Origin of the sequence: Peribacillus sp. TH14 (genome assembly GCF_016651145.1) — a bacterium.
Taxonomy (GTDB): domain Bacteria; phylum Bacillota; class Bacilli; order Bacillales; family DSM-1321; genus Peribacillus; species Peribacillus butanolivorans.
Genome location: NZ_JAEKEK010000001.1, coordinates 5,670,970 through 5,687,227 on the forward strand (window position 1 = coordinate 5,670,970; position 16,258 = coordinate 5,687,227).

At 35.4% G+C, this 16,258-nt stretch carries 15 protein-coding genes and 3 pseudogenes; 2 read left to right on the forward strand and 16 right to left on the reverse strand.

What is annotated here, in order from left to right:
* Positions 1-77: 77 nt before the first annotated feature.
* From JFU50_RS27195 to JFU50_RS27210, 4 genes are all read right to left on the reverse strand, one after another.
* Positions 78-254, reverse strand: a complete 177-nt coding sequence (locus JFU50_RS27195; protein WP_236694887.1) for a hypothetical protein — start codon at positions 252-254, stop codon at positions 78-80.
* Between the two features lie 121 nt (positions 255-375).
* On the reverse strand, positions 376-975 hold the full coding sequence (locus JFU50_RS27200) for a hypothetical protein (RefSeq protein WP_201254529.1): 600 nt from the start codon (positions 973-975) through the stop codon (positions 376-378).
* Between the two features lie 131 nt (positions 976-1,106).
* The gene (locus JFU50_RS27205; protein WP_201224908.1) at positions 1,107-1,379 is read right to left on the reverse strand and encodes a CPCC family cysteine-rich protein; all 273 of its coding nucleotides are present in this window, start codon (positions 1,377-1,379) and stop codon (positions 1,107-1,109) included.
* A gap of 28 nt (positions 1,380-1,407) precedes the next feature.
* Positions 1,408-1,641 carry a hypothetical protein gene (locus tag JFU50_RS27210; protein WP_201224909.1) on the reverse strand — a complete coding sequence of 78 codons (234 nt, stop codon included), beginning with the start codon at positions 1,639-1,641 and terminating at the stop codon, positions 1,408-1,410.
* Between the two features lie 234 nt (positions 1,642-1,875).
* Here JFU50_RS27210 and JFU50_RS27215 point away from each other — a divergent pair, with 234 nt between their 5' ends.
* Positions 1,876-2,364 (forward strand): GNAT family N-acetyltransferase, encoded by a 489-nt coding sequence (locus JFU50_RS27215; RefSeq protein ID WP_201224910.1) that lies wholly within the window; start codon positions 1,876-1,878, stop codon positions 2,362-2,364.
* Positions 2,365-2,514: 150 nt separating this feature from the next.
* Here the strand turns inward: JFU50_RS27215 and JFU50_RS27220 are convergent, their stop codons facing one another.
* The 7 genes and pseudogenes from JFU50_RS27220 to JFU50_RS27250 form a co-directional block, all read right to left on the reverse strand.
* The gene (locus tag JFU50_RS27220) at positions 2,515-3,192 is read right to left on the reverse strand and encodes an alpha/beta family hydrolase (RefSeq protein WP_201224911.1); all 678 of its coding nucleotides are present in this window, start codon (positions 3,190-3,192) and stop codon (positions 2,515-2,517) included.
* Between the two features lie 161 nt (positions 3,193-3,353).
* Positions 3,354-3,815: a GNAT family N-acetyltransferase gene (locus tag JFU50_RS27225; RefSeq protein WP_201181114.1), complete on the reverse strand. Its 462-nt coding sequence runs from the start codon at positions 3,813-3,815 to the stop codon at positions 3,354-3,356.
* Between the two features lie 51 nt (positions 3,816-3,866).
* Positions 3,867-4,871, reverse strand: a complete 1,005-nt coding sequence (locus JFU50_RS27230) for a phosphotransferase enzyme family protein (RefSeq protein ID WP_242489160.1) — start codon at positions 4,869-4,871, stop codon at positions 3,867-3,869.
* Positions 4,872-5,177: 306 nt separating this feature from the next.
* Complete coding sequence (locus JFU50_RS27235; protein ID WP_201224913.1) at positions 5,178-5,369, reverse strand: hypothetical protein; 192 nt, start codon at positions 5,367-5,369, stop codon at positions 5,178-5,180.
* A 360-nt stretch (positions 5,370-5,729) separates the two neighbouring features.
* Positions 5,730-7,127 carry an amino acid permease gene (locus tag JFU50_RS27240; protein ID WP_201225205.1) on the reverse strand — a complete coding sequence of 466 codons (1,398 nt, stop codon included), beginning with the start codon at positions 7,125-7,127 and terminating at the stop codon, positions 5,730-5,732.
* A 372-nt stretch (positions 7,128-7,499) separates the two neighbouring features.
* On the reverse strand, positions 7,500-9,017 hold the full coding sequence (gene hutH / locus JFU50_RS27245) for a histidine ammonia-lyase (protein ID WP_053345559.1): 1,518 nt from the start codon (positions 9,015-9,017) through the stop codon (positions 7,500-7,502).
* 116 nt (positions 9,018-9,133) lie between these two features.
* Positions 9,134-9,529 (reverse strand): annotated as a pseudogene (locus JFU50_RS27250) (HutP family protein).
* Positions 9,530-10,110: 581 nt separating this feature from the next.
* On the opposite strand from JFU50_RS27250, the pseudogene JFU50_RS32070 reads away from it, so the two are divergent.
* Positions 10,111-10,236, forward strand: a pseudogene (locus tag JFU50_RS32070) (IS110 family transposase); the annotation flags it as partial.
* Positions 10,237-10,581: 345 nt separating this feature from the next.
* Here JFU50_RS32070 and JFU50_RS27255 read toward each other — a convergent pair.
* The 5 genes and pseudogenes from JFU50_RS27255 to JFU50_RS27275 all read right to left on the reverse strand — a co-directional run bounded on the left by JFU50_RS27255 (position 10,582) and on the right by JFU50_RS27275 (position 16,089).
* On the reverse strand, positions 10,582-11,460 hold the full coding sequence (locus tag JFU50_RS27255) for a glucosaminidase domain-containing protein (protein WP_201224914.1): 879 nt from the start codon (positions 11,458-11,460) through the stop codon (positions 10,582-10,584).
* A gap of 138 nt (positions 11,461-11,598) precedes the next feature.
* Entirely contained in the window at positions 11,599-12,996 is a 1,398-nt protein-coding gene (locus JFU50_RS27260; RefSeq protein WP_201224915.1) for a sensor histidine kinase, read from the reverse strand.
* Complete coding sequence (locus JFU50_RS27265; protein WP_201181125.1) at positions 12,980-13,627, reverse strand: response regulator transcription factor; 648 nt, start codon at positions 13,625-13,627, stop codon at positions 12,980-12,982. Before JFU50_RS27265 ends, JFU50_RS27260 begins: the two co-directional genes overlap by 17 nt.
* 103 nt (positions 13,628-13,730) lie before the next feature.
* A pseudogene (locus tag JFU50_RS27270) lies at positions 13,731-14,992 on the reverse strand (glycoside hydrolase family 5 protein).
* A gap of 362 nt (positions 14,993-15,354) precedes the next feature.
* Positions 15,355-16,089, reverse strand: a complete 735-nt coding sequence (locus tag JFU50_RS27275) for an SDR family oxidoreductase (protein WP_201224916.1) — start codon at positions 16,087-16,089, stop codon at positions 15,355-15,357.
* Between the last annotated feature and the right edge of the window lie 169 nt (positions 16,090-16,258).

The following is a 16,258-nucleotide window of genomic DNA, read 5'->3' on the forward strand; positions in this document are numbered from 1 at the left end:
TTTCTTTTAGACTAATACTATTTTTTCTACACATATTTTACATAACATTAGTTGCACGAGTTAGTTGAATGAACTTATTATTCTTTGTCCAAATCATCATCTAAGAATGATGACTTTTTAGTTTCTTCGATACCATACTTCGATTCAAGGAGTTGACCAATTTTTGAACGGTTAATACCGTTTTTTACAGCATTTTCAATTACTAAATATAGAATAAATAACGATACAATAAATATAATAATCGATTTGAACATTTTTATTACCTCCATCACAAATAACTAATATACCAATTATATCAAAAGTATTATTCTTCCAGTAAAATAGCCCGTTAACTTCATAAGAAAAAGAGCTGCCGAAGCAACCCTAACTAGTGTTTTAATCAATAAACCATTCTTCATACTCTTCCTGATTTAATGCCTTGATCTTGTTAATCGTTCCCCCAAGCAACTCATGGTCAGATTGGATTTCTGTTTGATACTCTGTATAATCACCATCTCCATCAAACGAATCCACAAGGTAATGAATCGACTCTCCATCTCTATCCCATTTCACACCATATATGTCTTTAAATATTTCTGAGCCCCCGTGTCCTTCTTCACCTGAATCCATATCAAATAGGACAATTCTTGCGGAATCAGGATAACCACCGATCAGGGCCATTATATTTTTAGCAGGAGACCAAGCTATTCCATATGGTTGTTCGTATCCAGCATAATCGTATGAATCTGATATATTGCTAGATTCACCTGTTTGCAAATTCACGACGAAAATTTCCACTCTCTCTTGAACCTGACTATCAAAGGCTAAATACCGCTCATCATGGGATAAGTGCAAGCTTTTGAGATGACTATGTTCAGGCAAATCAATCTCTATTGGTTCACCATTTCCTTCAATAGACAATTTACTGTCAGATTCAAACACCTGATATTCACCAATTTTTGTTTTATGTAAAATCAAATCGTTTACGCTTACCATATTAGGATTCGAATAATATTCCATTTCATTCTTAGAACATCCCGCGATCATGAATAAAAAAATTATTAGTGAACACAAGCTACGAATATCTCCCACTCCTCAATAACTGAAATCTCCGTATTTCTATTTTTTTACTCAAGCCTTCCTAATAGTTTCCAATTATTATCCTTTATATCGGACCTTTTTGGTTTTCTTACGTTCTTCGAAAAGGCTCCTTCACTAACTCCTAATTTAATAAAGTTTTGTTGTGCTTCTCTAAAGGAAATATTGTTTGCGTCGTCTTCATCTGGATATTTATATTGATAGCCATCATCTTCCCAAAAGTAGATTTCACAAATTTCATAGGTGTCTGGTGGTTCTTCATTCAGTGTTTTATAACCGCAGCATGGACATGTAAATTTCATAAAATGTACTCCTTTTAGAAAATCACTATTAGTTCCAATCAATATCCATATAAATTTCGAAAAGTTTTCTTCCCTTAATCGTACCATTTTCAAAAAGAGCTTTGGAAGTATCAAATTCTTGAGTTATCGAACCCCTAACTCGTGTAAGGTAGTACTCATCTGGATTTTGACTTATCCAGTATTCCTCATTTTTATAGTCAAAACTAAATTCTTCTCCATTTTCTACACGTTCTTGCATTTCATTAAAATTCTCCAAGGTCATTTGTCTCACCTGCCTGTTTAGGTTTTCGTTAAATTATACCTTTTTCCTTATGCAGCTGTCCCCAAAAGCTGAATTAGAAAAGTCAAGTGGCCTAACCTATGCTAGTTTTTGTTACAATAAACTCATGTACGAAAATCTTGTTAGGAGATGAAGATGTACATTTAAATCTCTATTTATTTAATAAAATATTATAATTAATTTAAGAATATGGTTTATTTTGGAGGAAAGGTAGATATGCTGAACATACGAAAAGTAAAAATGGAAGACTTACCTGAACTTGTAGTTATTGAACATCTTTGTTTTTCAAAAGAAGAAGCGACTACAAAAGAAGCGTTCGAAAAGCGCATTCAATTAATCCCGGATAGTTTTTTTGTAGCGGAGGAGGACGGTGTGCTCGCGGGTTTAATCAATGGACCAGTCATTGACACAGCGTTCATTACAGATGATTTATTTAGTGAGATACAGGTAAACCCAGCGTCTGGTGGTTATCAAACTATTTTAGGGTTAGCGGTGTCCCCGCATTTCCAAAAACGAGGCCTGGCATCCGCGTTACTTGCTCATCTTGAAAAAGAAGCGAGAGCGAACAAACGTGAAACGATTACACTTACTTGTAAAGAGAACTTAATTCGCTTCTATGAAAACTATGGATACCTCAACAACGGTGTTTCAAGCTCAGAGCATGGAAGAGTAATTTGGTACAACATGAGTAAAAAATTATTATGAACGTTATATATCAGCTCTAAATCAATAAGACAATAAGAAAAGTAGCCAATCCACATCATGGATGGCTACTTTTTTTATTTTTACTGAACAGAGTAATATAAGCGGGCAGGATGGTTAACGCACTGATCAATGAATACAGTGTATCCTTCTTTATGAAGAATCGCACCCGTTAGCTGAACTAGAGTTATATTTTAAGAACTTGTCTATTCTTTTCATTACATTTTCTAAGACTGTAATGGACTTTGAAGTATTAAATGGTTCAATATCTAAAGAATGATTAGCATTGGGGACTTTTTCAATTTTTATATTTGTTTTATTTTCAATTTCTTGGATTTTTCTAGAAATATAATGAGGGTCTTTTTCGCCTATAACAATAAGGGCTGAATGATTACTACTTAATAATGCTTCAAAAATTGAATCAAACTTTAAAAGTGGTGTAAGCAAAATCATTTTAGAATTCATATTCATATCAATTTTCATAAGTCCGTTAATGATAGGAATTGTACCAAGTGATTTTCCTAAAAATACCGTTTCTTGATATCGTTGATTTTTAAACACCTCAGTAATGATGTGATTGACATCATTAACAATGATTTTTGTGATATCTTCCAATGGAAACTTGATTACATCCTGGCCGTATGAATAATGAATATGAACGACATCATACTGATTCTGAAGCATTGTCATTGTCGAATAATAAAATAAAGGCTTCTCATACGTGTAACCTGCTCCAGAAAACATAAAACAAATAACCGGACTTCCGGTTTCAATATGTGTGTATTGAACTTCTTTTTCATTAATAAATGTTGTTCTTTGATTAACCTTCATAATAGTCCCCCTAGTATCATTCATTTTATTAAAATCTTAAATATAAATAAAAGGGATACAATATGAAGTTCTTCTTAAATTCCCTCATTTCTTTAATAAGAAAAAGCGACCTTCCTATATTTGAAGTATCGGAGTATCGCATCTGTTAGTTAAACAATAAACTATAACTGTTTATAAACAAATTCTCTGTACTTTATAAAATGATGTTTTTTATAGAACTCTTTTGCATCATCGTTTTCAAACCAATAATCTAATTCAATTAAATCTATATCGTTCCTTTTCGCTATTTTATATACCTCTTCCATTAACCTCGTTCCATAACCTTTTTTCTTTTGATTCTCAACTATACTAATCTGATGCACATATACAGAATTATAACCATTTTTATAAACATTTTCTGGATAGTTTCTAATCTCTATCCACACGTAACCAAGTGATTCTTCATTATCTTCTAAAAGAAGGAAAACAAAACTGTTGTTGTTGATTAAACTTTTGAATGTATCTTTAATTTCACTATAGTTATATTCCTTGAAATATCTGGGATAAAGCTTTGCATGCAAATTGTGAACATATCGATTTAATTTTGCAATTTTTTCATAATCTGTAGTTTGTCTAATTTGCATAATTTCCCCTACCTAACTATTCCTATTTGTTCCATGCGAACCTTCAATCTCTTAAAAAATCACGTTCGAATCGAAGTGAACAATAGTACGACTTTCTTTTATTCTCCGTTCAATTTTTTGAACTGTTTTGTTTAATTGACTATCTGTATTCTTTAAATCGTACTTTTTATAGAAAAAACTATATAAAGTTAGATCTCTTAACTTTAAAAATAGAGGTATTGTTTCATAATCTTCAGGTGCAAGGTGATTTTCTGTCTCATATCCTTTTATGAATTCCCTCATAAATTCGGTAGCATATCCATCGAGGTCATTTACGCCCTCACGTTCTAAGCTCCACATAAAATAATACAGAGGTATTGCCAAATCGCTTGCAAACCAGTGATTAGAACAGTCATCAAAGTCAAAAACATAAATCTTACCTTCATGATAATGGAAATTGCCGTGATGAATATCAGAATGAATCAATCCAAAGTTATCTTGATGAACTGGAAGAGCATTTAATTTCTTAATAATTAATTCTTGTTGGTGTATCACTTGCTCTGGAACATCAACATGATAGAGTGTTGCATTCAATAATTCTTCTTCATACCAATTCAATCTTTTATATTCTGTTCCAGGCTTGTAACTTTTTGTTTTTTTATGTAGTTGGCCTATTGTTTTCCCCCATTCAAAAAATAAATGTTCGTTAAAATTTTCATCAGTTACTTTCATCCTTACTCCAGGTGCTTTTTCAAACAGACAACAATAAAAATTTGTCCCATCAAGACCCGTTACAATTTCAACTAAGTTATTTTCTGTTGAAGGAATAACTTTCGGAATGTCACTTCCATCATTTTGTAAATACTCAATCCACTTTAACTCAGCAAGCACTTGCTCTTTTGTACGATGTGATTGGTGTGTCAATCTCAAGATGAATGGTGTTCCATCCCGGTAAACCTCAAATACATAGTTTTCTGCATCCCCAAGTTTTACTGGACTCTCTGCACTCACTTGAAAAAAACGCCCGGCCAATTCCACCATTTCATTTGTAAAAATACTTTCTACCGCCGCTTCCATTATCTTCACTCCTATTAATGATGTTGCTTAAGCAACAAATGACTAGTTAGTAAAAAAACGAATTACATATGTTTTATACGATATCGAGGTACCTTTTCCCTTTATTTGTATTTCATTCTTTTTTTATAAAGCTTTATGATAACAAAGGTAAATATATGTTTATATGTGTGAAGAGACTAAGAAAGAATTCCTACCATTTTTAAAATCTCGCCCATTTGTTGAAAAAAGGTCAAACAGCACGCTTTAACTATCCTGCACCTCCATAAGAATTGGTTGCCTCAGCAACTCCTCCACTCTTATTTCAAATTATTTTGTTTTTATAGCTGAATTGTTTGAGTCAATGTCACTTTTTATTATTAATGTTCTTTTGCTTCTATCTTCTAAAACTTTATCATTATTTTTAAGAACTTTTTGCCAAAGGTTAAAAACATGGATTGAAAAATAGTTTAAAAAACCCACTACAACAATTTGAATTGTAACTGTCACTAAAGTAGACACCTTTTCACATCCTTGATTTTAAACCTGCTCACTTTTTTGTTAATGTTCTGTATTCACGGAATAATTCACTTAAATCAAATTGCATGGTGTTTATAAAAGCTGTCCAGATAAATGGGTCTCCTCTATACTATTATATTAGTGTATGTAATATTTAGGAACTTTCCTCCCCATTTAGCTATACAAAAAAAGGACTGCATCAGCGACCCTTTTGTAAACTCTTGCACTTTTTAAAAGCCAATAAGTAAATAATTTTTATTTGAAAGCATCAAATAGTATAAATCATCGGGAACTTTTCTTAACAACGAAAGTTATATTTATTTAATAATTAATTCGAATAAATTCTTAAAAGGGATCTTATGTCTATTTTGCATTCCTGTGTTCATCGAAATCAATTTGACATTCTTCTAACGGAATTACTTTAGTTTTCTTAATAAATTTATAGCCAAGCCACATCACCAAAAATAATGGGATACCAAGATAGCTAGCAATTACACTCGCCCACTCAATGTGATCTCCGATAAAGGCTTGATAGTTTTGCGCCAATAAAACCGAAAAACAAAGGATAAATGAAAATATCGGTCCGAAAGGAAACCATTTTGAAAGATAAGGAAGATCGTCCAGTGAAAAACCTTGAGCAATGTATGCTTTTCTAAACCGGTAATGACTGGCAGCTATACCCAGCCAAAATATAAATCCAGTGACTCCAACTGCATTCATCAGCCAAATATATATTACTCCATCACCGAAAATGGAAGCAAAAAATGCCAACATCCCTACAAGTGAAGTTACAACCAGTCCCCAAATGGGAACGCCGCGTTTGTTGAGCTTCCCAAAAATATGCGGTGCCAGCCCTTCATTTGCCATTGAGTACAACATTCGGCTTGTCACGTAAAGACTCGAATTACCTGCGGATAGTACGGCTGTTAAAATGATAGCATTCATCACGGAAGCAGCAAATGCCAGTCCCACTTTTTCAAACACCATCGTAAACGGACTAACCATGATCGTATGTCCCTGCAAACTGCTATTCGTATAAGGAACTATCAATCCAATTACAAATATCGCTAGGATGTAAAATAGGAAAATCCTCCAAAAGATGCTGCGAACTGCACGTGGAACATTTTTTGCCGGATCTTCACTCTCACCGGCTGCAACACCAACTATTTCTGTCCCTTGAAAAGAAAAACCAGCAGCTATGAAAATACCCAATGTTGCTAAAAAACCGCCGGCAAACGGAGCGTCGCCAACTGTGAAGTTTTTAAAACCAATCGCCTCTCCATTCATAATCCCGAATATCATCAATATACCGACAACGATAAAAATGATGATGGTCGCCACTTTAATGAGCGAAAACCAATATTCCCCTTCTCCATACCCTTTAACGGATACGTAATTCAACAAGAATATCAAAACTAAAAACAAAGAACTCCATAACAATGACGGGCTGTGAGGAAACCAAAACTTCATAACCATCGTTGCGGCAGATAGTTCTGCGGCAAGCGTCATCGCCCAAGTGAACCAATAATTCCAACCAAGCGCAAACCCAAGTGCTGGATCAATAAAACGCGTTGCGTAGGTACTGAAAGCTCCGCTTACAGGCATAAATGATGCTAGTTCTCCGAGACTTGTCATAATAAAATAAACCATTATACCAATAACGGCATAAGCGACCAAAGCCCCTCCAGGTCCTGCAGTGTGAATGGCCGGCCCGCTGCCGAGAAAAAGCCCTGTTCCAATCGCACCGCCCAACGAAATCATCGTTAGATGGCGCGCTTTTAGTTTTCTTTGTAAAGTATTTGACGGCTGGTTTTGTTCATTTTTAGCAGGCAGTTGCAATTGCTGATTTTCCAAATTAGATTCCCCTCCAATAATGCAATTTTATCTTGAATCAATAAAGCAAAGGAAATCACTCTATCAATAGGTTTAATTCTTCCGATTTTTTTTTATCACGGCCGTTATTAAAACATATTATTAACTTTTTTTGGAATATAGGGGTCTGTGTAGCATTACGCAACTAGAATAGCTGACATAAAAACCCAGTGAAGGACTACTTTTTGATCTTATTAGCCTAACCTTTATAGAAAAAGCTTCGCATGCATTTTTAAAATTCGGTTACTCCCTCACATACTATTATTTGGTGGGTAAGCTCCTATGAATAAATGAATTCCAATCGATTTGATGTAACCAGCTTGCCGCTGCTTCAATATCTTTTGAAAAGATACGATCATGTGTAATGCTTGGAATAAGCTTTCTTGCTTCCGTATACAACTCTTTTGTAAATGGAGCCATCTTTTCTGTTCCACGGTATTCCACCGCCTGCAAGGCACAAATGAGTTCAATCGCCAAAACGCGACGAACATTTTGAATGATTTGATGGGCGTGTCGGGATCCAATCGTTCCCATGCTAACATGATCTTCTTGGTTCGCTGAAGATGGTATGGAATCCACACTTGCAGGATGTGCGAGTGTTTTATTTTCAGAGACGAGTGAAGCGGCACAATATTGCATGATCATCGCTCCCGACTGCAAGCCAGGTTCCGGACTTAAGAATGGTGGTAAATCATTCAGCTGAGGATTGACGAGTCGCTCAATACGGCGCTCTGAAATATTCGCAAGCTCGGCCACAGCGATTTTCATATAGTCCATCGCAAATGCAATCGGCTGTCCATGGAAGTTGCCTCCTGAAATAACCTTTTCACCATCATCAAAAATAAGCGGATTATCCGTTGCAGCATTCATTTCGATTTCCAATTTTTCTTTTACATAATCGAGAGTTTGCCATGATGCCCCATGCACTTGCGGGATGCAGCGGAGAGAATACGCATCCTGTACCCGTAGTTCCCCTTGCTTGGTGATGAGCTGGCTACCATTGATCATGCGGCGGATCCGTTCCGCGACCTCTGATTGCTGGCGGTAACCGCGAGCTAGATGAACATCCGGATCAAAGGCGTCTTCAATGCCGCGTAACCCTTCTAACGTCATTGAAGCAATCGCCTCAGTTTGATGGGCCAGCTGTTCAGCTTCAATGTAATTGACGAGTCCCATTCCCGTCATGGCCTGCGTTCCGTTAATCAAAGCAAGACCTTCTTTTGCTTTAAGTGTCAGCGGAAGAATGCCTTCTTTCGATAAAGCTATGATGGCCTCCATTCGCTCCCCTTTATAGAACACTTCGCCCTCTCCCATCAATACAAGTGCCAAATGAGAAAGAGGCGCCAAGTCCCCACTCGCCCCTAGAGAGCCTTGCTGAGGGATGACCGGATGGATATGCGCATTCAAAAGCTCAAGCAAACGCTCAATGACAACAGGACGAACGCCGGAAAACCCTTTTAATAGCGCGTTGGCGCGGAGAAGAACCATAGCTCTTGATACCAATTCAGGAAACGGTTCTCCTACTCCGCATGCATGGGAATGAATCAAATTCCACTGCAGCTGCTCTACGTCCCCTGCATCAATCAACACATCGCTGAATTTTCCAAAACCGGTTGTAATACCATAGACTACTTTCTTTTGTTTCACGATATTTTCAACAGCTTCCCTACTTTTTTCCACTTTCTTAACACTATCGGCTGAAGCCGTGACAAACGCATTACCATACAATACTTTTTTCGCCTCTTCAATTGTTAAAGATTGGCCCGTTAACATAATCATTTCCTACACCCCTTATTCCTTTTTTAAAACAAACAAAAAGGAGGCTATATTGACAGACTTATCCAGTCATCAATACAGCCCCCTATTTCACTAAATAACTATAGGCTTTTAATTATTTAAATGTGGTTAATTCCCAAGCTAACCGGTTCATGTTCAAATCCCCGAACTTGTGCTCCAATCGTTCCATACACGGCGACAGCAATCCATTCCTTCGTCCCCGTTTTTAAACGGCCTGCCTCGAACGATAGCAAACCGAAGTCCCGCCGTCCTCAAAAGACCACCAAGCTCGACTTGGCCGCGTGTCACTCCATGCAGTGCTTCGATAATCGCATGATACAGAACATGCATATCACGATAAATATCGGGATTGACTAATCCCAGTCTTATTGCTGACGTCTCAATGGTCACTACTATTTTTTCTACTCCATTGAACCGACTTTTCCTTTTCCATAATGCCAATTCATTCTTTTTAGATCGCTTGTTAATAAGACTTCTCCCGCTAATCCGTACATGATGCATGACACCCGATTCTTTTGTCGAATACCATTGTCATGCTGAGAATTCTTTTTAATTTTCTAAATATACTAATAACTAAGTATCATTGTAAGCGGATACATATCATTCGTCAACATATTTTCACTATTTTATTAATAGTAACTGGCTTTTGGGTATAATCTTTAGATAATTCTTTTATAGGTGTCTCTTCTTTTACTATCACTCCTTTTGCTGTTATACTCTTACCACTTTCATCTTGAACTGCTTTTACTTTTACTCGCCTAGCGGAAGCTGTTCATCCATTGTCCAAAAAAGCCATTCCTACAAAGGCTTTTCGAAAAAATCAAATTTCCGATTTTCACCCCTTATTTCATATAGCATTATTACATCTTTTATTTTTCATTTACAGTGAATGATGGTGTTTGTTTTGAATTGTTGTTAGGTAATTTAATTTAGAACTAGAATTTGATTTATTACTTTTTTCCTTTGGGCCTTTATGTACTTCTGCTTTCGTAACATTGTAATTCTTTTGCTTCGAAGTACACCCTAACAATAAAACTGAGGATAAAACTAAAACAACAAAATAGTGTATTTTCATTTTATGGCAGTTCGTTGTACCATTCGTGATTGTCGCAAGAAGAGAACGAAAGATGAAATCATCCCTCGGAACAAGGGATTACGAGAGTTCTATGATAAGAAACGTAAAGAAGGAAAGCCCTTTAAATAAGCGACTTTCCAAGATCTAGCATAGTTTAAAAGTATAACTAAATAGCATGAAATATTTTAAGTGTTCATTGAAAAATGTTGACAAACTATTAGCTGGTTTAGCACCATAAGAAAAAGAGCTGTCAAAGCAACTCCCTTATGTATAGTGACAATAAAAATGTTTCATTTACAATAAAGTCATTTAAAATTAAACAAGGAATTGCAAAATATGTCTAGAAGATATTAACATAAACTACATAATTCTATAGGTAACTGAAAACCTACATCTTTTTTTATGGTCTTTTTACACTATCTACCTATAGGGGATAATATCCAACTCACCCATTTCTACGTAAAGAAGAAATCATGCATATTTAAGCTGAACATTACTATCGATCAACTGTAACTGATACTGCTGAATTAATTCTATTAATTGCTTACTATATATTCTCTCACCTTCTTCATTTTCTATCGTACTGTACCCAGCTTCTTGTAAAGCCAGAGCCTGCTCCATATATGTGTTGGAAGAAAACAATCCATGCTTTCTGTAACGAGGATTTTCAGATAAGAATAAACCATGATCTTCTATGGATTCATATACATCCTCATACACCCTGAAATCATCTTTAATGGTCTGATTATAAAACTCATTCGTACTTAAATTCGCTGTTTTCTCGTTCCAATTATAGCTTTTGATTCCAAAAAGATTATGATACTTCGTTGATAATTGTGACCTTCCCCAATTCGATTCCAGTATAGCTTGTGCGATTGTAATAGAAGGCAGGATTTTGTACGCTTTATAATTAGAGATCGCTGCCTCTTCAATACTCTCGATAAAATATCGTTGCATACTATTGTTTTTGTTTTTCGCTGCTATGTCCCCTTCACTAGATAATTGCTTCAGGAACGAGCTAACACGCTTTTTTTGCTTTTGATTGTATTTCATTTCCTTGGTCACTTGTTGCATATCCTTTAATATATAGTTATTCTCCCTTTTTCCTATAAAACGAGCTGTAATGCTTTTTATTTCATTTTTAGATACAGAATTAAGACCATATTCAGTATGTACGACCGCGGCTACGTTTCGCCAATCTACTTGTACTTTCCCATGGATTGTTTCATCGACAATCATTTGAATTTCTTTTATTTTCTCTCTTGGAATAGCAATCTCTTTAACAGACGCGAAGTAAATCAACGCCACCAGTAAGATACTTGCCACAAATGCTACTTTTCCGTTTTCCATCTTGTCTCTCCTTCCCATTTAACATCATTTATATATTTGTTATTTAATGCTTGCACTCTTCTTTCATTCATTATCATAACTGCCTTATGTCACAGCAATATAACAAACAAAAAAAGCATCCCTAAAAAGGTGATGCTTTCAAGCTAAATTCAAATGAAACCATATACTAAAACTAATATACGAATCCTCTAGCTTCACTTCATACGACAATTCGTTTTCATCTAAAATAGTAGCCACAATAGATAGGCCTAGTCCAGTTCCTGAGAATGTTTTGTTTCTCGATTCTTCTATCACATAGAAAGAATCCCAAATTTGAGTTAAATGCTCTTGCTGTACACGGGTTGTCTTATTTTTGATTGTACATTTTAGTTCGTTATCTCTATCATTCGTTAGTAATATTTCGAAATAGTCTTCTTCGCCGTACTTGATAGCGTTGCTAATCAAATTATGAAATACTATCTCCATTTGACTCATATCTTCTTCAATACTAAAATTCTCAATTGAATCAAGATTGCTCCTTACATGTAAATGATTGTTCTGCAAAGTAATTTTATATTGGGCTATAACTTTTTGAAGAAGCTCTCTTAAATCAAACTTTGATTTGTTCACTTTCATCGCTTGCACTTTAGACAGTTTTATTAAATAATCGACCATTTCAGAGGTATATGTTACTTGTTCCAGAATGACATCCGTATATGTTCCATCATCTAACCCATCTTTTATCCCAATCGTATAGGCTTGTATTAATGATAACGGTGTTTTTACTTCGTGCGATATACTAGATATCAACGTGTTCAAGCTTTGGTTTTTCTTTACTAGCTCAGAATGGGCATTTTTCAAGCGATTACTCATCTCATTAATGCTATAAGACAATTCCTCAATTTCATCACCTGATTTAATCTCGACTTGTTTAAAATTCAGATTGGAAATGTCCTTCGCTACACTCTTTAATTTCTCTAATGGTGTAATAATTTTTTGAGAGAAATATGCGACCAACAATAAACTAATGATAATGCCTAGTAGAATGGAATATAAATTCAATTGATTTACAATTTGTAAAGCATCCGTATTATGCACAACCACTGTTCCTAGCAAGATCAACTGATTCTCCTGCTCATATAATACTGTTAATAAGCTGGACTTCAGTTTCCCTTGATTGAATAACAGTTTGACCGTTTGCCCTTTAGCTACTTTTTGTAAAGTCTCATCTGTAATCCAAAATTTATTCAGTACGATTTTATCCTTAAACAAAGCAAATTGAACATTATCATTGATCTCTTCCGTGCTACCATGATTCTCAACCATAACAATTGTAACGTTATTATTGTTCTCAATGCTTTGTTCTGCTTCTACTAATTCTTCTATACTCAAGTTCTGCACTTCAAAATAAATGGAGGTGAGCCTTTGTTTCATTTTATACAAGTAATAATCAGACGAGAAATAATTATTCAATAAATAAGATATACCGAAGACTAACAACATAATGATGCTTACCATCATTAATAGTTTCTTGCTTATTTTATTCATTTTTATCATAAAAACTATATCCTGTTCCTCTGTGGGTGATAATATGCTCCGCTCCAATTTTGTCACGCAACCTATTGATGTGAGTATCAACCGTCCTTTCTTCGCCGACATAATCCATGCCCCAGACTGACGGTAACAAAACTTCCCTAGACAAAACCTGTCCTTTGTTTTCGTATAAGTATCGCAGTAAATCAAACTCTTTTTTATAAAGAGTCAATTCTTCCCCCTCTCTAAAGACTTTCTGCCTTTGTAAATCTATCTTTAAATTCCTTATTTCGATCAACTTCTCCATGCGTAATATTTTCTTGACTCTAAGAATCAAAATACGGGGATCGAATGGTTTTCTGAGATATTCATCCGCTCCAATATCCAAAGCACTGAATTCATCATCGTTGGAAGACCTCGCTGTTAGCATAACAACCTTTGCCAAACTTGTTTTCTTGATTTCTTGACAAACCTCTATGCCGCTTATCTTCGGCATCATCCAATCCAACACCGCAAGATCGACTTTCTCGGAGAAAAAAAGGTCGAGCGCTTCTTCTCCATCATTGGCGGCAAAAACAGTAAATCCCTCTTTCTCAAAATATGTCTTTAAGATGAATGTCATTTGCTTCTCATCATCGGCAATTAAAATGTTCAAGCCGCTTATCTCCTTTCTCCTCACAAATCCACTTTATTTCATTCAAAACAAAAAGGTGAAAACCATTTTATAGGTTTCACCTACTATTTCATTATGATGCCTATTACTTCTTAAGTTCTTGCTTTAATGTATTCCAAATCTGATTAACTACCTGTATGTCTTCTCGGTTCGGTCTTTTACCATTCTCTAATGCCTCCCAGTATTTCCACTTAAGCGGCTGATCACCTAATTCATAATCCATGCCTTCCCACGTATCTTCACGGAAAGCATAGAAAGCCCAATGCCAGCCATACTCATCAAAAATGGAAATTAAGTCTGATAAATATTGATCCGATCCTTTTACCATCCGATTAATGCCGAATTCTTCTGCAATGATCCGATTAGCCGGTATATTATGTTCTTCCGCCCACTTTTCAATAGGTTCTAAAAATTGTTGCAGTGCTTCTTTATTGAACATTTTTTCTGTCTGTTCTTCACCAACTTTTACTTTGCCAGGGTACTCTGGTCATTTCGTAAGGCTCGTACATATGGAAAGCATATAACACTTTATCGTCTTTCATTGGTTTCAAATATTGAAATGCCCAAGGAGTCGAATACAGACCTGAATTTAATATGATTGGCGTTTCAGAATCTACTGTTCGAATAGATTGCACAATCGTTTCATATAACTTATTTAAATCCGCAGCTGTGTTTTCAACTTTGCTGTACCATGCATGATAGTCCTCTGTCCAAAAATCATTAAACCCTGTAGCCGTTTCAGGATGCGGTTCATTGATAAGATTATAACCAATAATAGCTGGATGATCTTTCAACCTACTCGCAAGGTCCCTCCAAAACTGAGCTGATTGTTCATGGTAACTGAAATCCTGCCAGATGCGATCATCATTTTTATAATCGTTAAACTGTCTCCATCGATTGCCCGGTAGACTCAGCCGTCAGCACAACTTTTGACCCACGCTCGTAAGCCGCATCCAAGTCCGCTTTCAACTTAGTAAAATCCTCTTCAACGATACCTTCATATTGATCGGCATTCCCTATTAAAAAATCCTTATTAGGATTAGCATCAGCCTGATCATTAAATAAAAAGTCTCTATCCTTCGCCCATTTATCCGGAGCTAAACGAATGTATTCAATGTTAAATTCTTTAGCTGCTTCATAATTACCCGGTAAAGATGTGGAATTCATAAAATTTGTTCCTTTTCTCTGCTCATCCCAAAAAGCAATTTTTGTAATTCCTTTTACATCTTTTTCATCTTTCTCTTCCCACGCACTGCACCCTGAAACAAATAGAACGAATATACAAATCAAAAACATCACACTTCTATAAATCTTCTTTGATACTTTTATCTTACTTTCATTCCTCATATGATCACCTCACAACATATTGTAGTAAATCTATGTTACAAGAATGTCACAACAAACCTTGAAAAACTTTATTGTCATTTGAGGATAAGTGCACGGATTAAATACACGAAATTTTCAAATAACTTCATTGTTTTTTAAACAACTTTATTGTTCGGGAACAGTATTGAACCAAGGAATTTGGGAGTTAAGTAAATACAATCCTTTATTTTTTGTCTATGTACACCTGCTGTTCTTAACTAGTCTAATAGTTATCCCATAAATTACGAATATACCCTGGTATTGGCCGCTAAATAATTTCGCTTCTTCTTATAACTTCCTGCAGGTTTAACAAAATTTGCTCGAATGTTTAATAAGGGCTAAAGCTACCTTAAATATCCTCCATTATTAATATCAAATGTTGCACCTGTATAATGCTTGGATTTATCGGATAATAAGAAGACAACAGTATCAGCAACATCTTCAGGCATAACAGGTGTATTGATGAGTCCGTGCTTTAAATACTCCTCTTTTCTCCAATCAGGTATAGATCCCATCATTGGAGTGTTAACCATAGTAGGAGCAACAGCATTAACTCGGATATATGGTGAAAAATTCATTGCACAACTTTTAGTTAATCCTAGTATGCCAGCTTTTGATAACCCATAAACCGCATCTGAACTGCCTTCTATGCCTGAAACTGACGACATATTCACGACCACTCCTTTGCGTTGAGTTTGTAACAATTTCTTCCCAAACATTTGCGAGAAATAAATGAATCCCTTTACATTTATATCTAGGACTTTATCAATTTCATCAACTTGATAGTCCACTATATTTTTTGCCAAATAAATTCCTGCATTATTAACTAAACCATTTACGTTGGAATGTTCTGTTTCAACATATTCAAAAAAATTTGCGACCTCTTCATATTTACTTACATCTAACTGATATGTATGTAAAACATTTCGGTCATCCATTGACCGTTTTAAATCAAATAGAGATTCTTCATTAATATCACACGCTATTACTGAAGCACCTTCATATAAGCATTGCTTGACAATTTCTTTTCCGATTCCAGAAGCCGCACCTGTTACTATTATTTTTCTATTTTTAAGCACTTACAAAACTCCTTGCATTATTATTTTATTAATAATTTTATCATAAGCGTCCTCATTAACCCTCTTAAACTAATTCTGCCCCTATAGTTCAAGAAGTTCAACCAATTGGGTGCAAATAATCATTTTAGAGAGTCTACCTTATTGGACAAAATCGCTTCACGAACATTAG